Annotated in this window: 17 protein-coding genes and 1 pseudogene; 11 read left to right on the top strand and 7 right to left on the bottom strand. The window is 71.2% G+C overall.

The window, feature by feature from the left end:
- Nucleotides 1-49 precede the first annotated feature (49 nt).
- The 6 genes from MUY14_RS02355 (at nt 50) to MUY14_RS02380 (ending at nt 9,098) form a co-directional block, all read left to right on the top strand.
- Nucleotides 50-1,237 (top strand): acyl-CoA dehydrogenase family protein, encoded by a 1,188-nt coding sequence (locus MUY14_RS02355; RefSeq protein WP_247020314.1) that lies wholly within the window; start codon nt 50-52, stop codon nt 1,235-1,237.
- Nucleotides 1,238-1,366: 129 nt separating this feature from the next.
- Nucleotides 1,367-2,746 (top strand): aspartate aminotransferase family protein, encoded by a 1,380-nt coding sequence (locus MUY14_RS02360; protein ID WP_247020316.1) that lies wholly within the window; start codon nt 1,367-1,369, stop codon nt 2,744-2,746.
- Between the two features lie 94 nt (nt 2,747-2,840).
- Nucleotides 2,841-4,388: a GMC family oxidoreductase gene (locus MUY14_RS02365; protein WP_247020318.1), complete on the top strand. Its 1,548-nt coding sequence runs from the start codon at nt 2,841-2,843 to the stop codon at nt 4,386-4,388.
- Nucleotides 4,388-5,956, top strand: a complete 1,569-nt coding sequence (locus MUY14_RS02370) for a GMC family oxidoreductase (RefSeq protein ID WP_247020320.1) — start codon at nt 4,388-4,390, stop codon at nt 5,954-5,956. Before MUY14_RS02365 ends, MUY14_RS02370 begins: the two co-directional genes overlap by 1 nt.
- Before the next feature lie 176 nt (nt 5,957-6,132).
- The gene (locus tag MUY14_RS02375) at nt 6,133-7,641 is read left to right on the top strand and encodes an APC family permease (protein WP_247020322.1); all 1,509 of its coding nucleotides are present in this window, start codon (nt 6,133-6,135) and stop codon (nt 7,639-7,641) included.
- Between the two features lie 101 nt (nt 7,642-7,742).
- Complete coding sequence (locus tag MUY14_RS02380) at nt 7,743-9,098, top strand: nucleotide disphospho-sugar-binding domain-containing protein (protein ID WP_247020324.1); 1,356 nt, start codon at nt 7,743-7,745, stop codon at nt 9,096-9,098.
- A 73-nt stretch (nt 9,099-9,171) separates the two neighbouring features.
- Here the strand turns inward: MUY14_RS02380 and MUY14_RS02385 are convergent, their stop codons facing one another.
- Entirely contained in the window at nt 9,172-10,308 is a 1,137-nt protein-coding gene (locus MUY14_RS02385) for a nucleotide disphospho-sugar-binding domain-containing protein (RefSeq protein WP_247020325.1), read from the bottom strand.
- Between the two features lie 226 nt (nt 10,309-10,534).
- On the opposite strand from MUY14_RS02385, the gene MUY14_RS02390 reads away from it, so the two are divergent.
- The gene (locus tag MUY14_RS02390) at nt 10,535-12,121 is read left to right on the top strand and encodes an MFS transporter (RefSeq protein ID WP_247020327.1); all 1,587 of its coding nucleotides are present in this window, start codon (nt 10,535-10,537) and stop codon (nt 12,119-12,121) included.
- A 4-nt stretch (nt 12,122-12,125) separates the two neighbouring features.
- Here the strand turns inward: MUY14_RS02390 and MUY14_RS02395 are convergent, their stop codons facing one another.
- The 3 genes and pseudogenes from MUY14_RS02395 to MUY14_RS02400 form a co-directional block, all read right to left on the bottom strand.
- A complete protein-coding gene (locus MUY14_RS02395; RefSeq protein ID WP_315863278.1) occupies nt 12,126-13,148 on the bottom strand; it encodes a class I SAM-dependent methyltransferase in 1,023 nt (340 codons plus the stop codon).
- Nucleotides 13,131-13,280 (bottom strand): annotated as a pseudogene (locus tag MUY14_RS46740) (hypothetical protein); the annotation flags it as partial. The gene MUY14_RS02395 and the pseudogene MUY14_RS46740, both read right to left, overlap by 18 nt.
- Before the next feature lie 23 nt (nt 13,281-13,303).
- Nucleotides 13,304-14,557 (bottom strand): cytochrome P450, encoded by a 1,254-nt coding sequence (locus MUY14_RS02400; RefSeq protein WP_247020331.1) that lies wholly within the window; start codon nt 14,555-14,557, stop codon nt 13,304-13,306.
- A gap of 188 nt (nt 14,558-14,745) precedes the next feature.
- Here MUY14_RS02400 and MUY14_RS02405 point away from each other — a divergent pair, with 188 nt between their 5' ends.
- On the top strand, nt 14,746-15,921 hold the full coding sequence (locus MUY14_RS02405) for an acyltransferase (protein WP_247020333.1): 1,176 nt from the start codon (nt 14,746-14,748) through the stop codon (nt 15,919-15,921).
- A 152-nt stretch (nt 15,922-16,073) separates the two neighbouring features.
- Here MUY14_RS02405 and MUY14_RS02410 read toward each other — a convergent pair whose 3' ends face one another.
- From MUY14_RS02410 to MUY14_RS02420, 3 genes are all read right to left on the bottom strand, one after another.
- Nucleotides 16,074-17,294 carry a class I SAM-dependent methyltransferase gene (locus MUY14_RS02410; protein WP_247020335.1) on the bottom strand — a complete coding sequence of 407 codons (1,221 nt, stop codon included), beginning with the start codon at nt 17,292-17,294 and terminating at the stop codon, nt 16,074-16,076.
- Nucleotides 17,295-17,381: 87 nt separating this feature from the next.
- Nucleotides 17,382-18,377 (bottom strand): dTDP-glucose 4,6-dehydratase, encoded by a 996-nt coding sequence (rfbB, locus tag MUY14_RS02415; protein WP_247020337.1) that lies wholly within the window; start codon nt 18,375-18,377, stop codon nt 17,382-17,384.
- A gap of 51 nt (nt 18,378-18,428) precedes the next feature.
- Nucleotides 18,429-19,076, bottom strand: a complete 648-nt coding sequence (locus tag MUY14_RS02420) for a sigma-70 family RNA polymerase sigma factor (protein WP_247020339.1) — start codon at nt 19,074-19,076, stop codon at nt 18,429-18,431.
- Between the two features lie 476 nt (nt 19,077-19,552).
- Here MUY14_RS02420 and MUY14_RS02425 point away from each other — a divergent pair, with 476 nt between their 5' ends.
- The 3 genes from MUY14_RS02425 to MUY14_RS02435 are packed head-to-tail and all read left to right on the top strand — an operon-like array spanning nt 19,553 to nt 22,704.
- A complete protein-coding gene (locus MUY14_RS02425) occupies nt 19,553-20,854 on the top strand; it encodes an MFS transporter (protein ID WP_247020342.1) in 1,302 nt (433 codons plus the stop codon).
- Between the two features lie 21 nt (nt 20,855-20,875).
- Entirely contained in the window at nt 20,876-22,228 is a 1,353-nt protein-coding gene (locus MUY14_RS02430) for an FAD-binding oxidoreductase (protein ID WP_247020344.1), read from the top strand.
- A gap of 26 nt (nt 22,229-22,254) precedes the next feature.
- Nucleotides 22,255-22,704, top strand: a complete 450-nt coding sequence (locus MUY14_RS02435; protein ID WP_247020345.1) for an NUDIX domain-containing protein — start codon at nt 22,255-22,257, stop codon at nt 22,702-22,704.
- The last annotated feature ends 78 nt before the right edge of the window (nt 22,705-22,782 follow it).

Below are 22,782 nucleotides of genomic sequence, written 5' to 3' on the forward strand. Positions count from 1 at the left end.
AGCGGATTCTCGATCCGAAGCCGCACGTGGAAACCCGGAAGGACCACCGATGACGACGAACGTCCCCGTCCCTTCGCGCGAGGAACTGGTCCGCCGGGCCCAGGGCCTGGTGCCCCTCCTGCAGAAGAACGCCGTGTGGCACGAGGAGAACCGCCGCCTGCACGACGACACCCTCGAGGCGCTGGGCGACGCCGGGTTCTTCAAGCTGCGCGTGCCGAAGCGGTACGGCGGGTTCGAGGTCGACACCTCGACCCTGAACGCCGTGCTCGTCGAACTGGCCCGCGGTGACGGCGCCGTCGGCTGGACGACGTCGGTGTGGAACATCCCCGGCTGGATGGTCGGCATGTTCCCGGACGCCGTCCAGGACGAGGTCTACTCGACGCCGGACGTCCGCGTCTGCGGGACGCTCAGCCCGGGCGGGCAGGCCGTGCCCACCGACGGCGGCTACGTCGTCAACGGCCGCTGGGGCTTCATCAGCGGCGCGCTGCACAGCCACTGGCAGGAGATCATCGCGATCGCCCCGACGCCGGACGGCCAGGGCATGTGGCCGGTCGCCGCGCTGGTGCCGCTGAGCGACCTGCAGGTCATCGACGACTGGTACACGATGGGCATGGCCGGCTCCGGCAGTGTCACGACCGTCGCCAACGACCTGTTCGTGCCCGCCGAGCGCGTCATCCCGCTGGTCTCGATCCTGCAGGGGCAGAGCCACTCGCCCGCGAGCGCCGAGCTGCCGATCTACCGGAACCCGTTGCTGGGCGTGGCGAACGCGTCGTCGGCGGGCACGCCGATCGGGCTGGCCGAGGCCGCGATGGAGAACTTCCTCGAGCGCGTCGGCACCCGCAAGATCACCTACACCGACTACGCGCACCAGGCCGAAGCACCCGTCACGCACCTCAAGGTCGCCGAGGCCCGGCTGCAGATCGACCAGGCCGCCTTCCACGCGGACCGGATCACCCGGACCGCGGACGAGAAGGCCGCGACCGGCGCGGAGTGGTCGCTCCTCGAGCGCGCCCGCACCCGCGCGGACATCGGCGCGATCTGCAAGCTCACCAAGTCCGCGGTGGACGCGCTGAGCCTCGCCAGCGGCGGTTCGTCGGCCTACACCAGCGTGCCGATCCAGCGGATCGCGCGCGACATCCACGTGGTGAACCTGCACGCGCTGATGGCGCCGGACACGAACAACGAGCTCTACGGCCGGGTCCTGCTCGGCCTGGAACCGAACACGCAGTACATCTGAGGCGCCCCGCACCGGCGGAGAAGTCGACGACCGACCGCCGGGTACGGTGAATTCGGTTTCGGAAAGTGTTGTGTGCCAACGTTCCTGGGGCGAATTACGTCGTCTCCTCTCATGATTGGACTGAAAGCCGTGACCACACCTGGGATCCCGCCGTTGTCCGCCCCGGCCGCGGAGCTCGAAGACCTCGACCGCAAGCACCTGGTCCGCTCGATGCACCGCGGTGACATCACCGACCGCCTGGTCATCGTCAAGGGGCAGGGCAGCACGGTCTGGGACGCGCGCGGCAACGAACTCCTCGACGCCGCCGGCGGCGGCGTCTGGCACTCGCCGGTCGGTCACGGCCGCGCCGACCTCGCCGAGGTCGCCGCGAAGCAGATCAAGGAGATCGAGTTCTTCACGAGCCTCCTCGAGTTCACCAACGAGAAGGCGATCCGGCTGGCCGAGCGGCTCGCGCAGCTCGCGCCGGCCGGCATCAACCGGGTCGCCTTCTCCAGCGGTGGCTCGGAAGCGGTGGAGACGGCGATCAAGGCCGCCCGGCTCTACCACACCCGCAAGGGATCGCCGGACCGGACGTGGATCCTCGCCCGGCACTACTCGTTCCACGGCGCGACCTACGGCAGCGGCACCGCGACCGGCTTCCCGCCCATGCAGGCGGGGGTCGGCCCGAACCTGCCGCACGTCGAGAAGCTGTCCCCGCCCTACCCGTACCGGGCGAAGCAGCTCTACGGCGACGTCGACCCGACCGACTTCCTGGTCAAGGAGCTCGAGGACACCATCGAGCGGATCGGCGCGGGCAACATCGCGGCCATGATCGGCGAGCCGATCATGGCGGGCGGCGGCGTGCTTGCCCCGCCGCCGGGGTACTGGAAGCGCGTGCGCGAGGTCCTCAGCAAAAACGGGATCCTGCTCATCGCGGACGAGGTCGTCACGGCGTTCGGCCGGATCGGCTCGTGGTTCGAGTCGGCGAACCAGGGCATGGACGCGGACATCATCACCGCGGCCAAGGGCATCGCCGGTGGCTACGCGCCGCTCGGTGCCACGCTGATGACCGACGACATCGCCGACACCCTCATCGGCGACGGCGGCTTCTTCCACGGCTACACGTTCCAGGGGCACCCGGTCGCCTGCGCGCTCGGCCTGGCCACGCTCGACATCATCGAGCGCGAAGGCCTGCTGGAGAACGCGCGGCGCATCCAGGGCTGGTTCGAGGAGGGGCTGGCGCCGGCGCGCGAGCTGCCGAACGTCGGGGACGTCCGCATCGAGGGCACGCTCGCCGCCCTCGAACTGGTCGCCGACAAGGAAACGACGATCCCGCTGGACTGGTCGCAGGTCGAGGCGGTCGCGTTCGAGACGCGCAAGGCCCACGGCGTGATCGCCCGGCCGTACGGGCACAACTTCGTGCTCGCGCCGCCGCTGGTGTTCACCGAGGCGGAGGCGCGCCGGGCCACCGCGGCGGTCGTCGAGGTCGTGTCCCGGCTGCGTCCGGACGGCACGCTCGCGCCGCGCTGACCCCGTGGGACGGCGGGTGCGAGCCCGCCGTCCCGCCCGCCGAGCTCCGGCAGCGAGCTCGACCCCGATCCACCTTCTGGAGCTTGGAGAACAGATGTACGACTACGTGATCGTCGGCGCGGGTTCGACGGGGTGCGTGCTGGCGGCCCGGCTGTCGGAGGATCCCGACGTCAAGGTGTGCCTGCTGGAGGCGGGGCCGCCGGACGACGCCGAGGAGATCCACATCCCGGCGGCGTTCAGCCAGCTGTTCCGCACCCGCTACGACTGGGACTACGACACCGCGGAGGAGCCGCACCTCGGCGGGCGCCGGCTCTACCTCCCGCGCGGCAAGGTGCTGGGCGGCACCAGCTCCACCAACGCGATGCTGTACGTCCGCGGCACGAAGCTCGACTACGACGGCTGGAACCAGCCGGGCTGGTCGTTCGACGAGGTGCTCCCGTACTTCAAGAAGTCCGAGGACAACGAGCGCGGCGCTTCGCCCTACCACGGCGAAGGCGGCCCCCTGTCCGTTTCGGACAACCGCTCGCACAACCCGAGCTCGGTCGCGCTCGTCGAGGCCGCCGTGCAGGCCGGGTACAAGGCCACCGACGACTTCAACGGCGCCGAGCTGGACGGCTTCGGCGAGTTCCAGCTGACCCAGCGCGACGGCAAGCGGTGGAGCACCGCGGCGGCGTTCCTGCGCCCGGCGCTCGGCCGGCCGAACCTCACCGTGCTGACGGAGTTCCGCGCGCACAAGGTGATCATCGAGAACGGCCGCGCGGTCGGCGTCACCGGCCAGCAGCGCGAGGACGCCCCGGTCGACATCCGCGCCGAGCGCGAGGTCATCCTCTCCGCCGGTGCGTACAACTCGCCGCAGCTGCTGCAGCTGTCCGGCATCGGCCCGTCGTGCCTGCTTTCGGCGTTCGGCATCCCGGTCGTCGCCGACAGCCCGCAGGTCGGCCAGAACCTCTCCGACCACGCGCTCGTGCCGCTGGTTTCGGTGCACTCGCAGCCGATCAGCATGACCGCCGCGGCCACCCCGGAGAACTTCCGGCTGTTCATGGAAGAGCAGCGCGGCCCGCTGACCGGCAACGGCCCGGAGGCCGGCGGCTACTTCCGCACCCTGCCGGACCTGCCCGCCCCGGACGCGGCGATCTTCGCGGCGCCGGTGATGTTCGTGGAGAGCGGGCTCGCGTTCCCCTACGAGCACGCGATCTCCCTCGGCCCGGTGCTCATCACGCCGGAGAGCCGCGGCAACATCACCCTGCAGTCGACCAACCCGACGGCGAAGCCGCGCATCCTCAACAACTTCTTCGCCGAGGAGTCCGACCTGGAGACGGGTGTGCGGGCGCTGCGGGTCTCGATGGACATCGCCAAGCAGGAAGCCCTGCGGCCGTTCCACGAGTCGTTCTACCAGCTGCCGGCGTCGGACTCGGACGAGGACCTCAAGGCCTACCTCCGCCGCTACACCCACTCGATCTTCCACCCGGCGGGCACCTGCGCGATCGGCGAGGTCGTCGACGCGGAGCTGCGCGTCCAGGGCGTCGACGGCCTGCGCGTCGCCGACTGCTCGGTGATGCCGGTCGTCGGCCGGGGCAACCCGAACGCGTCCGCCATCATGATCGGCGAGAAGGCCGCCGACCTCATCAAGGAGGCCAGCTGATGTACGACTACATCGTGGTCGGCGCCGGCTCCGCGGGCTGCGTGCTCGCGGCCCGGCTGTCCGAAGACCCCGACGTCAAGGTCGCCCTGGTCGAGGCGGGCGGCAACGACGACGTCGAGAACATCCACATCCCGGCCGTCTTCGGCGACCTGTTCCGCACCCGGGTCGACTGGGACTACGACTCCCACGAAGAAGAGCAGCTGAACCGGCGGCGGATCTTCCACCCCCGCGGCAAGGTGCTCGGCGGCACCAGCTCGATCAACGCGATGCTGTACCTGCGCAACAACCGCATCGACTACGACGGCTGGAACCAGCCCGGCTGGAGCTACGACGACCTGCTCCCGCTGTTCAAGCGCTCGGAGGACAACGAGCGCGGCGCGTCGGAGTACCACGGTGCCGGCGGCCCGCTGTCCGTTTCGGACGGTCGCTCGCTGAACCCGGCGACGACGGCGCTCGTCGAGGCGGCGCTGCAGGCCGGGCACCCGGCCAACGACGACTTCAACGGCCCCACCCAGGACGGCTTCGGCCGCTTCCAGGTGACCCAGCGCAACGGGCGCCGGTGGAGCACCGCGCAGGCGTTCCTGCACCCGGCGCTCGAGCGGCCGAACCTGACGCTGATCAAGAACTACCAGGTCTACCGCGTGCTGATCGAGAACGGCCGCGCGATCGGCGTCACCGGCCGTCAGGTCGACGAGGAGCTCACCCTGCACGCCGAGCGCGAGGTCATCCTCTCGGCGGGGGCGTACAACTCGCCGCAGCTGCTGCTGCTCTCCGGCGTCGGCCCGGCCGACCAGCTGCGCGGGCTGGGCATGGAGGTCGTGCTCGACCACGCCGAGGTCGGCAAGAACCTGCAGGACCACCCGCTGGTCCCGCTGATCTACGAACACTCGCAGCCGAACAGCCTGCTGAGCGCGTTCGAGCCGGAGAGCATCCGGGCGTTCCAGGAAGAGGGCCGCGGCCCGCTGACGTCGAACGGCCCCGAGGCCGGCGGTTACGTGCGCACCCAGCCGGGGCTGCCCGGGCCGGACGTCGTGTACTTCGCCGGGCCGATGGAGTTCGTCGACAGCGGCCTGACGGTGCCGACCCGGCACGCGATCACCTTCGGCCCGGTGCTGCTGACGCAGCGCAGCCGCGGGCAGATCACGCTGGTGGCGGAGGACCCGACGGCCAAGCCGAAGATCGAGCACCGGTACTTCACCGCGGAGGGCGACATCGACGTCGCGGTGGCCGGCGTCCGGATCGCCATGGACATCGCGCGCCAGCCGGCGTTCGCGAAGTTCAACGAGCGCCTGCTCAACGCCCCGGCGACGGACTCCGACGACGACCTGCGCGAGTACGTTCGGCGCTACACGAACTCGATCTTCCACGGCAGCGGCGCCTGCGGGATGGGCCGGGTCGTCGACCACGAGCTCAAGGTGTACGGCGTCGAAGGCCTCCGGGTCGCCGACGTCTCGGTGATGCCGACCGTCGGGCGCGGCGCGCCGAACGCGACGGCGATCGTCATCGGGGAGAAGGCGGCGGACCTGGTCCGCGGCGCGCAGTCGACGCACTTGGCCAAGGCGTCCTGACGCGGCTCCCCGCGCGGAGAAAGGGACGGCCGGCACCCGCCGGCCGTCCCTTTCGCGTCCCCGGCTCCACTCCGCTCCGCCCGGTCGAAGTGCGCAGCGGGGGAGACGAGGGCGGGCCGCTCGCAAGCGAAAACTTGGTCGCGAACCCCATCGCGAGCGAGTGAGAGGAAGAACCCGTGAGCGCAGCATCCGACCGCGGCTCCGGGGACGCGCGACCGGCGTCCCTCCGCCGCACCCTCGGCACTCCCAAGATCGTCTTCCTGGTCGTGGCCGCCGCGGCTCCGCTCGCCGCCATGGTCGGGACCGTTCCGCTGGCCTTCGCCATCGGCAACGGGGCCGCCGTGCCCGCGATGTTCGTCTTCGCCGGGCTCACGCTCCTCTGCTTCTCCGTCGGGTACGCCGCGATGAGCCGCCGGATCGTCACCTCCGGCGGGTTCTACGGCTACCTGTCCGCCGGGCTCGGCCGGCCGGCCGCGGTCGGGGGTGGCTGGGCCGCCGTGCTCGCCTACAACACCGCCACCGTCGGCATGACCGGCGCCTTCGCCTACTTCGCGCAGCTCGTCGCCTCCTCCTACGGCCTCGACTGGCCGTGGCCGGTGTGGGCGGCGATCGGCCTCGCGCTGATGGGCGTGCTGGGCTACCGCAAGATCGACTTCAGCGCCCGCGTGCTGGCCGTCCTGATGATCGCCGAGGTCGCCATCCTGGTCCTGCTCGACGTCGCGGTGCTAATCCGGCACGGCGGCGGCGCGCTCCCCGCGGCCTCGTTCGACCCGGCGACCATCGTCGGCGCCGGGCTCGGCGTCTCCCTGATGTTCGCGCTCATCTCCTTCATCGGTTTCGAATCCGCCGCGCTGTACGGCGAAGAGTCGCGCAACCCGCGCCGCAGCGTGCCGCTCGCCACCTACTGGTCGGTGATCCTCATCGCGGTCTTCTACGCGCTGACGAGCTGGGTCGCGGTCGGCGCCGTCGGGCCGGGGCAGCTGCGGGACGTCGCCGGGCAGCAGCTCGGCAACCTCTTCGGCAGCCTCACCGACGACTACCTGGGCTCCGCGGTCACCACCGGGATGCAGATCCTGTTGTGCACCAGCCTGTTCGCCGGGATGCTGGCCATGCACGGCGCCTCGAACCGGTACCTGTACGCCCTCGGCCGCGACCGCGTGCTGCCCGCCGGGCTCGGCGCGGTGCACCGCAAGCACGGCTCGCCGCACCGCGCGAGCCTGACGCAGACCGTCTTCACCGTCGCCGTGACCGCGATCTTCGCCATCGCCGGCGCGGACCCGTACGTCAACCTCGCCACGACCATGACCGGGCTGGGCACGCTCGGCATCGTCGGGCTGCAGGCGGCAGCGTCCCTTTCGGTCATCGCGTTCTTCCGCCGCCGGCCGGACCGGCACTGGTGGCGCACCGGGGTCGCGCCCGTCCTCGGCCTGCTCGGGCTGGTGGCGTCCGCGGTGCTGGTGATCCAGAACTTCGACCTGCTGACCGGCACCACCAGCACGCTGGTGAACTCGCTGCCGTGGGCGTTCGTGGTCGTCGTGGCGGCCGGCGCGGGCTTCGCGCTGTGGCTGCGTGCCCGCCGTCCCGAGCGTTATGCGGCGCTTTCCCGAATTGCGTCGGAACGCGGCGGGCTGGCGGCGGTCCCGGACCCGGAAGAGCCCGGTGACCGGCGGGCCGAGGCAGCCTGAGCGGCACTCGGGGAGATGTCCGCCCCGCTTCGCGCCCATACGATTTTTCCTTGGCGGCTGAAGAAAGTCTCCCGCCGACACGTCCTGGAGGAGCCGAAACAATGCGTGTGCAATTCGCCATCTGGCCGGCCCCGGCGCACACCTACCCGCTGGCGCCGCTGGCCTGGGCGCTGAAGTCCGCGGGGCACGAAGTCGTGATCGCCACGCACCCGGGCGGGGTGGAGACGATCGCGTCGATGGGCATCACCCCGGTCCCGGTCTGCGACATCGACAGCATGCCGATCCCGATGGGCCCCGGCCGCGCCTACGAGAAGGAGCGGGCGGACCTGGCCGAGATCACCGAGGCCCTCGAAGCGCTGGGCTTCGACGCCGACGACCCGGACCGCGAGCACTGGGACGTCTACAGCCAGTACTACCTGCCCGCGCAGTGGGACTTCGCGCCGTGGAAGGGTGACCCGAACGAGCCGCTGCCGTTCCTCGACGGCCTCGTCGAGTTCACCAAGGCCTGGAAGCCGGACTTGGTGATCTGGGACGCCTGCCTGCCCGCCGCCGCGGTCGCGGCCAAGGTCGCCGGCGCGGCGCACGCCCGCTGGTGGACCGCGCCCGACGTCTTCTGCCGCAGCATCGACAAGTTCAAGGAGCTCACCGGCAAGCCCGGTGCGCCGGAGCTGCCGAACCCGGCGGTCGAGACGGTCCGCGCGGCGGCCGAGCGCTACGGCGTCGAGATCGACGACGAGCTGCTGTGGGGCCAGTGGACGATCAACTCGCAGCCGCAGGAAATCGGCCCCGAGGTGTCCGCGAACGTCGTCCCGATGCGGTGGGTGTCGTACTCGAGCCAGCAGCCGATGCCCGACTGGCTGTACCCGGTGCCGGAGCGCCCCCGCGTCGCGGTGTCGCTGGGCCTGTCCGAGCGCGCGTTCATGGAGGGCGGCTGGGACCACATCCCGGTGCTGCTCGAAGCACTGTCCGAATTGGACGTCGAGGTCGTCGCGACGCTCGACGACCAGCAGCTGGCCAAGGTCGAGCAGATCCCGGAGAACGTCCGCGTCCTCCCGTTCGTCCCGCTGGACCAGCTGGTCCCGACGTGCTCGCTGCTCATCCACCACGGCGGCGTCGGCACGGTCATGCCGGCGATCCTGAACAGCGTCCCGCAGCTGCTGGTCGACTTCGTCGGCCACAGCATCCGGGCGAACCCGTCCGGCGCGGCCCGCCTGGCCCGCTCGCGCTACAGCCTCGGCCCGGCGCTGGCCCGCTTCACCCTGGCGAAGGGCGCGGGCCTGGTGCTGAACGTGGCCGAGCCGGACGCCTCGGTGATGCGCGAGCAGATCCGCCGGGTCCTGGAGGAGAAGTCCTTCAAGGAGAACGCCCAGCGGCTGCAGAAGGAGATCAACTCGGTCCCCGGCCCGGCCGAGTACGTGAAGATCCTGGAGCAGCTCACGCTCGACCACCAGGGCTGAGCCGGGGGCTGGGAGCAAAGGCCGCGGGCCGGGGGAGCGATCACCCGGCCCGCGGCCTTTTCGTACGAGCGGTTCAGCCGGCGCGGCGGAGTTTCGGCTGCAGCGCCAAGGGCATCAGCGTCCGCACGACTTCGGCGGGTGACGGCTGGGCGGCGTTCTCCGCGGCGACCCCGGCCGCCACTTCGGCGAACCGCGAGTCGTCCAGCAGCTCCCGGCACGCCGCCGCGACAGCTTCGGGGGTGATCTCCCCGGGCGCCAGCCGCAGCCCGGCGCCCGAACGGACCACGGCTTCCGCGTTCCCGATCTGGTCGTCGAAGTGCGGCAGCACCAGCTGCGGGACGCCCGCTTCGATCGCCGCCAGCGACGTCCCGTTGCCGCCGTGGTGGACCACCGCGTCGCACGTCCGCAGCACCTGCGCCAGCGGGAGCCGTCCCGCGTGGAGCACCGCGGACGGCAGCGTGCCCCACTCCGCCGCCGTCTCGTCGGCCACCGCCACCACCAGCTCGATGTCCAATGTGGACAACTCCTCGAGCAGGGCCAGGAACAGCCCGGCCGTGCCCAGCCCGGGGAGCACGGTGCCGAGCGTCAGGCACACCCGCGGCCGGCGCGGCGGGACCGCCAGCCAGCCCGGCAGCCGGGCGTCGCCGTTGTAGGGCACGTGCCGCATGCTCGCGTGCTCGGCCGCGTGCAGGTGGCGCAGGCTCGGTGGCCAGGTGCCGACGACGTGGTCCGCGCGCGGCAGTTCCGGCAGCCCCAGCGCGGACAGCTCGCCGGCGAGCACCTCGTTCGCCGCGGCCCGGTACTCGCGCAGCGCCGGCACGCCCCACTGCAGCTCGACGCCGGGGACGCCGTGCACCGCCGCCGTGATCGCGCCGGCCGCGGCCGCGCGTTCGAACACCACCAGGTCCGGCTGCCAGCTCTCGGCGAGCCGGAGCGTGCCGACCAGGTTGGCGGCGGAGATGCGGGCGAACACCCGGCCGTGGGCGAGCAGGTGCTCGCCGGCGTCGTCGAAGCCGTCCCCGGCGAGGCCGGTGAAGTCCGCCGCGGGCCCGGCCGGGGTCGCCGGGAGGCCCGCGCGCAGCACCGTCGGCAGGTAGTCCGCCGACGTGGTCACCACGACCTCGGCGCCGGCGGCCCGGTAGGCCCACGCGAGCGGCACGAGGGGGAAGAAGTGTCCCGAGAGGGGCACCGTGGCGAAGAGGATCCGCATGATCGTGTGCTCCCAGCGTCGGCGAACGCCCAGGTGGGCGACGGTCCTTGCCTTCGAGGTTCCCAGCCGCCCGGCGCCACCTGCGTCTCGTCGATTGCTTGCGGAGTTCGTGACGCAGAGCAATCAGAAAGATGCGGTCGTCATCGAGAGTGACCGACGATCAGTGTTGGACGAGTCACGCCCGGTGACTCTTGAAACGATTCAGACAAATCATCCAAAGGGGATCATGACCACCAACAGCTCGACGCCCCCAGGCGAGCGGGCGGGCAAGAAGGAGTGGATCGGCCTCGCCGTCCTCATCCTCCCGACCCTCCTGCTGTCGCTCGACCTGAGCGTCCTCATCCTGGCGATCCCGCACGTCACCGCGGACCTGCACCCCAGCAGCGCGCAGATGCTGTGGATCGTCGACATCTACGGCTTCACCATCGCCGGACTCCTCGTCACCATGGGCAACCTCGGTGACCGCATCGGGCACCGCAAACTGCTGATGATCGGCGCCGCGCTGTTCAGCGTCGCCTCGGCGGTGGCGGCCTGGTCGTCCAGCGCGGAGATGCTGATCGCCGCCCGCGCGGGGCTCGGCATCGCCGGCTCCACGCTGATGCCCACGATGCTGGGCCTGATCTCCACGATGTTCCGCAACGCGAAGCAGCGGGCGGTCGCGATCAGCGTCCAGACGAGCTTCTTCATGGTCGGCATGGCGATCGGCCCGCTGGTCGGCGGCGTCATGCTGTCGGCGTTCTGGTGGGGTTCGGTGTTCCTGCTCGGCCTGCCGGTGATGGGGCTGCTGCTGGTCGTCGCCCCGATCCTGCTGCCCGAGCACCGGGCCGCCGGCGCCGGCGGCTTCAAGCTCGACCTGGTCAGCATCGTGCTGTCGATGGCCACCATCCTGCCGGTCGTCTACGGCCTCAAGGAACTGGCGCGCGGCAGCTCGGTCGTGGTGTCGCTGGTGGTCCTCGCGGCGGGCCTGCTCTTCGGGGTGGCGTTCGTCCGGCGGCAGCGCCGGCTCGCCGACCCGCTCCTGGACGTGCGGCTGCTCGGCCGCCCGGCCTTCAGTGGCGCGCTGGGCATGATGCTGCTCGGCGGCTCCACGATCAGCGGCATCATCCTGCTGTTCAACCAGTACCTGCAGCTGGTGCTCGGCCTGTCGCCGCTGAACTCCGGCCTGTGGCTGATCCCGTACACCGTCGGCATGGTGGCGGGGTACATGGTCTCGCCGGGCCTGGCCCAGCGGTTCCGCCCCGCCGTCGTCATCGCCGGCGGGATGCTGGTGTCCCTGGTCGGGTTCGTGCTCCTCACGCAGGTGCCGGCGAGCGGCGGGCTGGTCATCACGGTGCTCGGCACGGTCCTCGCGACCGCCGGCCTCTCGCCGATGCTCGTGCTGGGCATCGGCCTGGTGATGGGTTCTGCGCCGCCGGAGAAGGCCGGGGCGGCGGGCGCGATTTCGCAGACGAGCAACGAGCTCGGGGTCGCCCTCGGGATCGCCGTGTTCGGGTCCATCGCCACGGCCGTCTACCGCGGCGTGGCCGAGGTCCCGGCCGGGGTGCCGTCGGACGTCGCCGCGGCCGCCCGCGAGGGCATCGCCGAAGGCACAGCCGCGGCCGGCACGCTGCCCGGTGACCTCGCCGGGCAGCTGCTGACCGCCATCCGCGAGGCCTTCACCAGCGGGTTCGCCGGGGCGGCCGTGGCGTGCGCGGTGCTCATGGTGGTGCTCGCGACGGTGGCCCTGCTGCTGTTCCGGCACGTGCCGAAGAGCGGCCAGGAACCCGCCCCGGCTCCCGAGGAGGAGAAGGTCCCGGCCGCCGAAACCGTGTAGTCCTTCAGCCGTCGACGACGCGAGGTTCCGGGAGCGGGACGATGAACCGCCCCCGGAACCCGTCGGCGCGCAGCAGGGAAATCAGCTCGTCGGCGATGTGCCACGACAGCAGCAGCGCGTACTCCGGCTGATCGGGGCCGCACAAGCGATCCTGCGCCACCACGGGGAGGTGCGCACCGGGGGAGAACCGGCCGATCTTGCGCGGGTTGACCTCTGAAACGAACTCGAGGTCGGCCGGGCCGAGCCCGCAGTAGGTCAGCAACGTCGTCGCCCGCGCCGGAGACGTCGCGGCCGCGACGCGCGAACCGTCCCGCGTCACCTCGGCCAGCAGGCCGCGCAGGCGTTCACGGTGGTCGGCCACGCGCGCGGCGAACTTCCGGTAGACCGCTTCTTCTTGCAGCCGCAGGGGTTTCTCGAACTCCCGCAACGCGGCCACCGAGCTGTCCACTGCGTACTTGCCCGCTAAGCCGGCGTGGACGCGGAGCGATCCGCCGCGCGTGGGAACCCGCTCGACGCGGAAGACCTCGAGCCCGTGCGGGGCGAACGCCGCTTCGAGCGCCGTCAGCGAGTAGTACCGCGGGTGCTCGTGGTAGAAGAAGTCGTACTGCAGCGTCTCGAGGAGATCCGGCAGGTAGTGCGACTCCGAGACGAACAGTCCGTCCTCGCGCAGGATCGCGCGCACCCCGCTCAGGAAGTCGGCCGGGTCCCCGACGTAGGCCAGCGTGTTCACCGCGGCGACGATGTCCACAGGGGGCAGTCGCCGGGCGGTCTCGGCGCCGAAGAACTCCCGGATGACCGGAGCCGTGCCGAAGCCGTTCGGGTCGACGCCGAGCACGTCGAGCCCGCGGGCGGCCAGTTCGGCGAGCAGCACCCCGTGGTTGCTGCCGATCTCGACGACCGAAGCGCGCGGGTACGCGGTGGCGAGGTCCGCCGCCAGGTCGCGCAGGTGCCGCCGGTAGCTGCCGGTCACCCCGTCGAGGTGGTGGTAGTCGCCGGAGAACAGCACGCGTTCGCTCACCGGCGTCACGATCTGGACCAGGCCGCAGCGCGGGCAGAACGCGAGGTCGAGCGGCCACGACGGCTCGGCTGCCGCGTCGGCGGGGAACAAGCAGGCCGGCTGCGGCCCGAGCGAGAGGAACTCACGGACCGCCACGCCCGGGCACGTCCGGCAGGTGCCGACGGCTACCGCGCACCGCCGGGGGTGAAGGCCACCGGCAGGCGCTTGATGCCGTTGATCATCGGCGACGTCAGCCGGGCCGGCTCGCCCGTCGAGTGCAGGTCCGGGAGCCGGGTCAGCAGCTCGCGGAACATCACGCCGATCTCCAGCCGGGCCAGGTGCGCGCCGAGGCAGAAGTGCGGGCCCGGGCCGCCGTAGCCGATCTGCGGGTTCGGGTCGCGGCGCACGTCGAAGCCCGCGGGGTCGGTGAAGTACTTCGGGTCCCGGTTGGCGGCCCAGTAGTACATCATCACCTTGTCGCCGGGGACGAGCAGCTGACCGGAGAGCTCGACCGGCTCGGCGTCCTCGGCGATCGTGCGCCGCTGCGCGATGACCGGCGTCGTCCAGCGGACGATCTCCTCCACCGCGGTCGGCGTCACGCCGTCGAGGTCGGCCAGCCAGGCTTCGCGCTGCTCGGGGTGCTGCGTCAGCAGGTGGATGCCCCAGGTGATCGCGTTGCGGGTGGTCTCGGTGCCGGCGCCGGTGAGCAGGATGAAGAACTGGGCCAGCTCGTTCGGCGTCAGTGACTCGCCGTTGACCTCGGCGGTCATCAGCTGCGAAATCATGTCGTCGGTGGGGTTTTCGGCGCGCTTGGCGGCCAGCTCGTGCAGCAGGTTGGTCAGCTCCTGCACGGCCTTGAACAGCGCCTCGAACGCGTCTTCGCCCTCGGGGACGTACTCCGGGTCCTGGACGCCCATCATCTTGTTCGTCTGGTCGAAGACGAACTGCTGGTTGGCCTCCGGCACGCCCATCATGTCGCAGATGATGCGCAGCGGGAGCTTCGCGGCGATGTCCTCGACCGCGTCGCACTCGCCGCGGTCGATCACCTCGTCGACGATCTGCTTGGCCACCTGGGCCACGTTGTCGTGCAGCGACTTGATCTTCTTGTTGGTGAAGCCGCGCGAAACGATGCGGCGCAACCGGGCGTGCCGGGGGTCGTCCATCGAGATCATCGACTGGTCGAGGAACTCCGCCGGCATGTCGACCGGGGTGGCGTTGCCCTTGCCGGAGATGAACGTGCCCGGGTTGCGGCTGGCGAAGAGGATGTCGTCCATCTTGGTCACCGCGTAGTAGCCGCGGCCGCGCGCCAGCGAGCCGAACTCCGGCTCTTCGAAGAACGGCAGCCCCGGCCGGGCCCGCAGCTCGTCGAACGCGGCGTGCCGGAAATCGAGGGGCTTGGCCCAGAAGCCTTCGAAATCGGAAAGGTCGATCGTGGTCATGTTTCCGGCCTCCACGCCCAAAGTACGGTGTAGGACCGACTATCGCAGAGACCGGTGCTCGAGCGCGCCTTCGAGGTTGCGCGCGAGGGCGGCACGCCGGGAGACGCCGCCACCGCACGGCGAGTTGAAGAGTGAGACCGGAATATCAGCTTCGGCTGCCTCGAGCGATCCCAAGAGCAGGAGCCGGCATGGCGCAAACTGTGGAAGTACCCCTCGAGCCCCACCACCTGGGGGCGCCGAGGAAACTCGATTCGTTGACCGGCTTGCGGTTCTACGCCGCGTTCGTCGTGTTCCTCTTCCACACGGGGATCATGATGAACCCGGCGCTGCCGACCGGGCCGATCAACCCGTTCGCCGACGTGGACGTCGCGAAGTGGTACGGCGCGATCTTCGGGACCGGCGGCTTCGTCGGCGTGTCCTTCTTCTTCGTGCTCAGCGGGTTCGTGCTGTCCTGGTCGGTGAAGCCCGGCGAGCGCGCGCGGGCGTTCATCCGCCGCCGTCTGGTGAAGGTGTTCCCGAACCACCTGGCGATGTGGGTCGCGGCGATGGTGCTGTTCGCGGCCGCGTACACGAGCTGGAAGGCGTGGCTGCCCAACCTGTTCCTGGTGCACCCGTGGTTCCCGGACTTCAGCATTGCGATGAGCGTCGACACCCCGTCGTGGTCGCTCGGCGGCGAGCTGCTGTTCTACATGCTGTTCCCGCTGATCATCCGCCCGATCCTGCGGATGGGCACCCGCCGCCTGTGGCTGTGGGCGGGGATCATGGTCGCCGGGCTGTTCGCCTACCAGCTGATCGCGACCTTCGTCGTGCCGAGCGACGGCGCCAACCCGAACATCCCGATTTCGCCGCTGCAGTACTGGTTCGGCTACTTCCTGCCGGTCGGCAGGCTGTTCGAGTTCGTGCTGGGCGCCGTGCTGGCCCGGATCGTGCTCGCCGGCAAGTGGATCGGCATCAAGCCGGCCGTGTCGGTCGTGTTCATGGTCGTCGGGTACGTCGCTTCGATGTTCGTGCCGTTCCAGTTCTCGCTGAACTTCGCGACGCTGATCCCGATCGCGGTGATGGTGGCGTCGTTCGCCAACGCGGACCTGCACGGCACGCGCACGCGGCTGCGCGGCCCGATCGCCGTCTGGCTCGGCAACGTGTCCTTCGGGTTCTACCTGTCCCAGGGCGTGACGATCTTCTACCTGCGGTCCTTGATGGGCAACGCCGTGCTGAGCACGCCGCTCGCGATCCTCACGCTGATCGGCCTGTTCGTCGTGACGCTGTTCGTCGGCTGGCTGCTCTACCGGTTCGTGGAGACGCCGATGATGCGCCGGTTCAGCCGGGCCCGTCCGGCGCGGATCCCCGCACCCCGCGCGAGCTAGCGCTTTCCCGAGCGGCCCCGTCACCCCCGTGGTGGCGGGGCCGCTTTCGTGCCGCCGTCCCCGCCGCTGTCCGTGCGGACGCGGGAAAGCCACCGGCCCCGCCCCTCCGGAGAGGGACGGGGCCGGTGGCTGCCCGTACGGCGGGTGCGGCCTCAGCGCTCGAGGATCCGCGGCTCCGGCAGCGGCTCGATGAGCGTGCCCCGGAAGCCTTCGTTGCGCAGGTTGGTGATGACCTCGTCGGCGATGTGCCACGACATCAGCAGCGCGTACTCCGGCTGGTTGTCCCCGGCCAGCTCCTGCTGGCTGATGATGGGGATGTGCGTGCCGGGGAACAGCTTGCCGATCTTGCGCGGGCTGATCTCGGAGACGACGTCGATGTCGTCCGGGCCGAGGCCGCAGTAGTTCAGCATCGTGACCGCGCGGCCTGGCGCGGACGCCGCCGCGACGCGCGCGCCGGTGTTCTTCAGGAACCGGACCAGCTCGTTGAGCTTCTCGCGGTGCTGTTCGACGCGCTCGGCGAACTGCGTGTAGATCATCGAGTCGCGCAGCTTGAGGGAGTCCTCGAGCTCGCGCAGTTCGACGACCGACTGGTCGACCTCGTGCTCGCCGACGAAGCCGGCGTAGACCCGGATCGACCCGCCGTGGGTCGGGATCCGCTCGATCTTGACCGTCTCCAGGCCGTGCCGGCGGAACGCCTCGTCCAGCGCGGTCACCGAGTAGTACCGGGAGTGCTCGTGGTAGGCGAAGTCGTACTGGAGGGTCTCCAGCAGGTCCACGAGGTAGTGCGACTCGGTGACGAACAGACCGTCGTCCTTGAGGAGCGCGGTCACGCCGTCCAGCACGTCGTGCAGGTTGGTGACGTGCGCGAACACGTTGAGCGCGACGACGAGGTCGGTCTTGCCGCGGGTGGCGGCGAGGTCGGCCCCGACGGTCGAGCTGAAGTAGTCCTTGACCACCTGGGAACCGGCGGCGGTCACCTGGCCGACCGGGTCGACGCCGAGGACGTCGAACGAGCGCGCGGCCAGCTTGTCCAGCAGGCTGCCGTCGTTGCTGCCGAACTCGACGACGGACCGGCCGTCGGTCGAGTCGAACAGGCCCGCGAGCGTGTCGGCGAGCCCCTGCAGGTGCTCGTGGTAGCCGGCGGTGAGGCCGGCGAGGTGGTGGTAGTCGCCCGAGAACAGGATGCGCTCGCTGACCGACTCCAAGACCTGCACCAGGCTGCACTGTTCGCAGAAACCCAGTTCGAGTGGCCAGAGGCGTTCGTTCTCCGCTTCTTCCCGGTTCGCCGGGAAATGGAACGAAGGCTGCTGGCCGAGTGAGAGGAACTTGCGGACCTCCACGTCCCCACACGTCTGGCAGAGCGTTTTACTCACGACCTACTCCTTCGGGCTAGCCGTACGGTGCTCCGGTGGACAAACGTACGGCGGCCGCTTCCGCGCAGGCGTCTCCGCGATTGCGCGCTAGCGCCCGAGAATGCCGTACCGCGCCTCGGTGTCCGTTTTCTGCGGTTTCCACCACCATTCGTTTTCGCGGTACCAATCGAGGGTCGCGGCCAGTCCGGCGCGGAAATCCGCGTACCGCGGCCGCCACCCGAGTTCGGTGCGCACCTTGGTGGAATCGTTGGAATAGCGCAGGTCGTGGCCGGGCCGGTCCTCGACGTGGTCGTAGGCGTCCGTGGGCAGCCCGGAAAGCTCGAGGATCAGTTCCACGATTTCCTTGTTGCTGCGCTCGTCCCCGGAACCGATGAGGTAGGTGTGGCCGGTGCGGCCGCCGTCGATGATCCGGTGCACGGCGTCGTTGTGGTCGGCGACGTGCGTCCATTCCCGGACGTTGGCACCGGCGCCGTACAGCTTCGGGCGGGCGCCGGTGAGCAAGTTGGTCACCTGGCGCGGGATCAGCTTCTCGACGTGCTGGTACGGGCCGTAGTTGTTGGCGCAGTTGGAAAGCGTCGCCTCGACGCCGTAGGAGCGGACCCACGCGCGGACGAGCATGTCCGAGCTGGCCTTGCTCGCCGAGTACGGGCTCGACGGGTCGTAGGCGGTTTCCTCGGTGAACTGCTCGACCGCGTCGAGCGCCAGGTCGCCGAACACCTCGTCGGTGGAGATGTGGTGCAGCCGCCGCCCGTGCTTGCGGACCGCTTCCAGAATGGTGAACGTGCCCATGATGTTCGTCCGGACGAACGGCGACGGATCGTGCAGGGAATTGTCCACATGGGATTCGGCGGCGAAGTGGACGACGGTGTCGGACCCGGCGACCAGCCGGTCGACGAGCCCCGCGTCGCAGATGTCGCCGTGCACGAACCGGATCCGGTCGGCGACCGGCCCGAGGCTGTCGCGGTTGCCCGCGTAGGTGAGCGCGTCCAGCACGGTCACTTCCGCGTCCGGCCGCCGTTCGATCGTGTCCTGCACGAAGTTCGCGCCGATGAACCCCGCTCCGCCCGTGACCAGCATCCGCATGCGGGCACGGTGCCACGGCGCGGACCGCCGGCGCGTCTCTTCCCTTGCGCGTCAGGCCGCCGGCCGGTCGCGGTCGAGCAGTTCCATCACGACGTCCACTTCGGACCGGTCGAGCGCGCTCATGTACCGGCGGAGCAGCACCCGCTCCTCGCCGGACGCTCCTTCGCCGCCCGCGTCGGGCAGGTGCCGTTTCATCGTCGACCGCGCCCGCTGCAGCGCGCTGTTGGCCGATGGGACGCTGATCGCGAGCACGTCCGCGCACTCCTTGGCCGACCACCCGAGCACGTCGCGAAGCACGAGCACCGCGCGCTGCTTGGGCGGCAGGTGCTGCAGGGCGGTGAGGAACGCCAGCTCGAGCACTTCCCTGGCGAGCACGGCGGCGTCCGCACCCGGCGTGCTCGGCTCGGGGCCGCCGGCGTCGAGCTCGCCGGCGGCCGGCTGCCGGGCGAGGTGGTCGAGGCAGCAGTTGGTGGCGATCCGGTACAGCCAGGCCCGGAAGGTCGAGCGGCCGGCGTACTGCTCGCGCTTGTGCCACGCGCGGAGGAAGGTCTCCTGCACCATGTCCTCGGCCTCGTCGTAGGACCCGAGCAACCGGTGGCAGTGGACGCGCAGCTCGTGCCGGTGCCGTTCGAGCAGCCTCCCGAACGCCCGCTCGTCGCTCACGGCGACGGCGCTGGTCCGGCCCGGTCTGTCGTCCACTCGTCGTACTCCCCTCACATCCCCGGTCCAGGCTCGCAGCGCGGCGGACGCCGCCCTACTCCTCGGTTGCGGTCCGCGATCGGGTGACCCGGGCGGCCCGCGCTCGCGCACGGGCGGTGACAAGGGGCGTGTGCCCGGTGTCCGGCGTGCGGAGGGGGCTTTTCCGAGCGCCGGCCGAGCGGAGGGCAGGCGCTCCTTCTCCCGCGGTGCGGTCCCGCCCAGCCGGCGCCCCGGGCGGCCCGCGCTCGCGCACGCGTTTCTCCCAGGTTGCGGTCCCCGGCCCCGGTGGTCGCGGTCAGTCCGCGACCGGACACGTCTGGTGAACGTCCTTCCGGCCCGTTGATCAGTGGCGGGTGCCCCTCGGCCCGCCGGCACGTCTCCCGTAGTGCCCTTCGCCGCTCGGCAACGCGGGAGATGTGCCGGTCGATCAGCTCCCGCACGATGAGGTGGTTGACGCCGATGGCCGGGAGGAAGTCGTGTCACCAGGATTGGGAGCCGCCGCCGGGACGCCGCCGGCCGACACGGCGAGCCGGGCCGAGCTGTCCGCGCGGCGGCGTGGGATGTTGGCGTTGTTCACCACCGCCACCCTGATGAACGCCGCCATGGCCGCCGTCGCGCCGACGAGCACCATCTGGGCCGAACCGTACGTCGGTGTCATGTGGAGCGCGTTCCCGCAGACGCTGACCATCCTCGGCACCGGTCTCGGGGCACTGCTGCTCGTGCGGGCCACGTCGTGGCTGGGCTGGCGGGCGAGCCTGATGGTCGCCTTCGCCGTCGGGACGCTCGGGGGCCTGATCTGCTTCACCGCGACGCTGATCGAGAGCATTCCCCTGCTGGACGCGGGGATGTTCGTGCTCGGCCTCGGCGTCGGCGGTTCGATCGTCTCGCGGTACGCGGCCGCTGAGCTCTACCCGAAGCACCGCAGCGGGTACGCGCTCGGGCTGGTCGTCGCCGCCGGTGCGGTGGGCTCGGTCGGCGGCCCGCTGCTGCTGGCCCCGATGAGCTCGCTGATGGGGAAGTTCGGCCTGCCGGAGCTGTCCGGACCGTTCCTGCTCGCCGCGGTGGTCAGCGCGGTGGCCGGGCTCGGCGGCATCACGCTGCCGCGGCACAAGGCCCCGCGCGGGGAAGGCTCGCAGCTGGCCGTGCTCGGCTCGGTGTTCCGCTCGAGCTCGGCGCGGATGCTGCTGCTGGTCATGATCGTCAGCCAGCTCATCATGGTCGGGATCATGACCGCGGCCCCGATGGACATCATCCTGAAGGACGGCACGCTGGTCGTCGTGGGCGCCGCGCTCGCCGCGCACGCCGGCGGCATGTTCGTCTTCGCCCCGCTCACCGGCTGGATGATCGACCGGGTCGGCGCGCGCAAGGTGATGTTCGCCGGCCTGGCGGTGCTCGTGCTCGCCGCCGCGATCGGCGCGGGCTCCACGATGTCGCACACGGTGCTCGGCTCGATCTCGCTGTTCCTGCTCGGCTACGGCTGGAACCTCGGGTTCATGGCGGGCAGCCGCACGCTCGCGACGACGCTGTCCTCGAACGGCCAGGGCCAGGTCGTCGGCGCGGTCGACGCCGTCGTCTGGTGCGTCTCGGCGACCGGCACCATCGGCGGCACCGCCTTGCTCGGCGCCGGCGGGTACTCGATCATGGCCGAGATCATGGGGATCCTGCCGATCGTCGCCTTCCTGCTGCTGCTCCGCAGCCGCCCGGTCGCGGCGGTCTCGCCGGCCGCCGCCCCCACGGGCGAGGCCGGGACCCCCGAACGCGCCGACGAAGCTGCCTGACCGCGAGGAAGGACGACCCTGGTGCGCTGGAACGCGCTGGAGCGGCGGCTGGCGGGTGAGCTCCTCACCCCGGCTTCGGCCGGTTACGACGAGGCCCGCCGCTCCGAAATGGCCCGGTACGACAGCGTCCGCCCGGCCGTGGTGGTCCGCTGCACCACCGACGCCGACGTGGCGGTGGTACTGGCCGCGGCCCGCGAAACCGGGCTGCCGCTGGCCATCCGCGGCGGCGGCCACGACTTCGCCGGGCATTCGTCCACCGCGGGGATCCTGCTGGACACCCGCCCGATGGCGACGGCGTCGGTCGAAGACGGCCGGCTCGTCGTCGGTGCGGGCGCCCGGCTCGCCGACGCCTACGACGCCCTGGCGCCGCACGGCCGGACGATCCCGGCCGGCTGCGGCCCGACGGTCGGCCTCGCCGGGCACGCGCTCGCCGGCGGCATGGGCATCCTCGGCCGCCGGCACGGGTTCGCGGCCGACCGCCTGCGCGCGGCCACCGTGGTCCTCGCGGACGGCCGGGTCGTGGCCTGTTCCGAGCAGCGGGAGCCGGACCTGTTCTGGGCGCTGCGCGGGGCGGGCACCGGCAACTTCGGCGTCGTGACGCGGCTGGTCTTCGACCCCGTGCCCGCGCCGGAGGCCACCAGCTTCCACCTCACGTGGGGCCGCGAGCACGCCCCGGCGCTGGTGCTCGCCTGGCAGGAGTGGCTCGCCGGCGCGCCGCGCGAAGTGGCCCCGAGCCTGATGGTGACGGCGTCGGCGAACCCGGCCGACGAGCCCGTCACGCACCTGTTCGGCACGCTGACCGGCGGTGCGGAATCGGTGGCGGAGTTCGTGCGCTCACTGCCCCCGCCGGTCACCGACACCCGCGTCACGCTGCCCTACCGCGAAACCAAGGCCTACCTCGCGGAGAACGGCCCGGGCGACGACCACCCGGGCGCGCACCTCTACAGCCGGGCGGAGTTCATCGGCACGCCGCTGCCCGCCGACGTCGTCGAAGCGCTGCTGGCCGAGTTCGACGACGGGCGCAAGGCGGGGGAGGGCCGCTCCCTGGAGCTGCTGCCTTCGGGCGGCGCGTACAACGACGTCGACCCCGCCGCGACGGCCTTCCCGCACCGGGACGCGCAGTACCTGCTCAAGCACGCCGCCGACATCGACGCCGACCTCGAGCCGGCCGACACGCGCAAGTGGCTGAACCGCTCGTGGGACCTGACGCGCCCGTGGGGCACCGGCGGCGCCTACCCGGGCTTCCCGGACCCCGACCTCGAGGACGCCCCCTCGGCCTACTACGGCGCCAACCTCGCCCGGCTGCGGGCGGTCAAGGCGCACTACGACCCGGACGGACTGTTCCGGTTCGCCCAGTCCGTGCCGCTCGCGTAGCGGGACGGCCAGGAAGGAGAGGAACCATGACCGAGCCCACGCCCGCGCCGCACGTCTGCGCGGGGACGCTGTTCACCCGCGGCGACACGGTGCTGCTGCTCCACCGCTCGATCTACGAGAATGGCTGGGACATCCCGGGCGCGCTGGTGGGGCACGGCGAATCGCCGGCCGCGGCCGCGCGGCGCCAGCTGGGCGAGGACCTCGGCCTGGACCGGGAGCCGCGGGGCCTGGTCGTCGTCGACTGGGTGCCCGGCGACGACGGCGACGAGTTCCTCTACGTCTTCGACGGCGGCGAACTCGCCGACGACGACATCCGGCTCACGCTCGGCCGCAACGGCCTGGACCGCTCGGAGTGGGTCCCGGTGGACCGGCTCGCCGAGTACCTGCCGCCGGAGCTGGCGGCGCGGTTCACCGTCGCGCACGGCACGACGAAAACGCTCTCCCTGGAGCGCGGGAAGCCGGCCGGCAACGGCTGAAAGTCCGCTCACCAGAAGAAGAGCCCGGCCGCGGCCGGGCTCTTCCCATGCCCTGACCAGGAAAGTCGCGATCGGCAG

This window comes from Amycolatopsis sp. FBCC-B4732 (genome assembly GCF_023008405.1).
Lineage (GTDB): Bacteria > Actinomycetota > Actinomycetes > Mycobacteriales > Pseudonocardiaceae > Amycolatopsis > Amycolatopsis pretoriensis_A.

Bases quoted from the DNA above. Each gene is read 5' to 3' on its own strand.
- MUY14_RS02355 (WP_247020314.1), top strand. From the start codon at position 50: ATGACGACGAACGTCCCCGTCCCTTCGCGCGAGGAACTGGTCCGCCGG.
- MUY14_RS02365 (WP_247020318.1), top strand. From the start codon at position 2,841: ATGTACGACTACGTGATCGTCGGCGCGGGTTCGACGGGGTGCGTGCTG.
- MUY14_RS02370 (WP_247020320.1), top strand. From the start codon at position 4,388: ATGTACGACTACATCGTGGTCGGCGCCGGCTCCGCGGGCTGCGTGCTC.
- MUY14_RS02380 (WP_247020324.1), top strand. From the start codon at position 7,743: ATGCGTGTGCAATTCGCCATCTGGCCGGCCCCGGCGCACACCTACCCG.
- MUY14_RS02385 (WP_247020325.1), bottom strand. From the start codon at position 10,308: ATGCGGATCCTCTTCGCCACGGTGCCCCTCTCGGGACACTTCTTCCCC.
- MUY14_RS02390 (WP_247020327.1), top strand. From the start codon at position 10,535: ATGACCACCAACAGCTCGACGCCCCCAGGCGAGCGGGCGGGCAAGAAG.
- MUY14_RS02400 (WP_247020331.1), bottom strand. From the start codon at position 14,557: ATGACCACGATCGACCTTTCCGATTTCGAAGGCTTCTGGGCCAAGCCC.
- MUY14_RS02405 (WP_247020333.1), top strand. From the start codon at position 14,746: ATGGCGCAAACTGTGGAAGTACCCCTCGAGCCCCACCACCTGGGGGCG.
- rfbB (WP_247020337.1), bottom strand. From the start codon at position 18,377: ATGCGGATGCTGGTCACGGGCGGAGCGGGGTTCATCGGCGCGAACTTC.
- MUY14_RS02435 (WP_247020345.1), top strand. From the start codon at position 22,255: ATGACCGAGCCCACGCCCGCGCCGCACGTCTGCGCGGGGACGCTGTTC.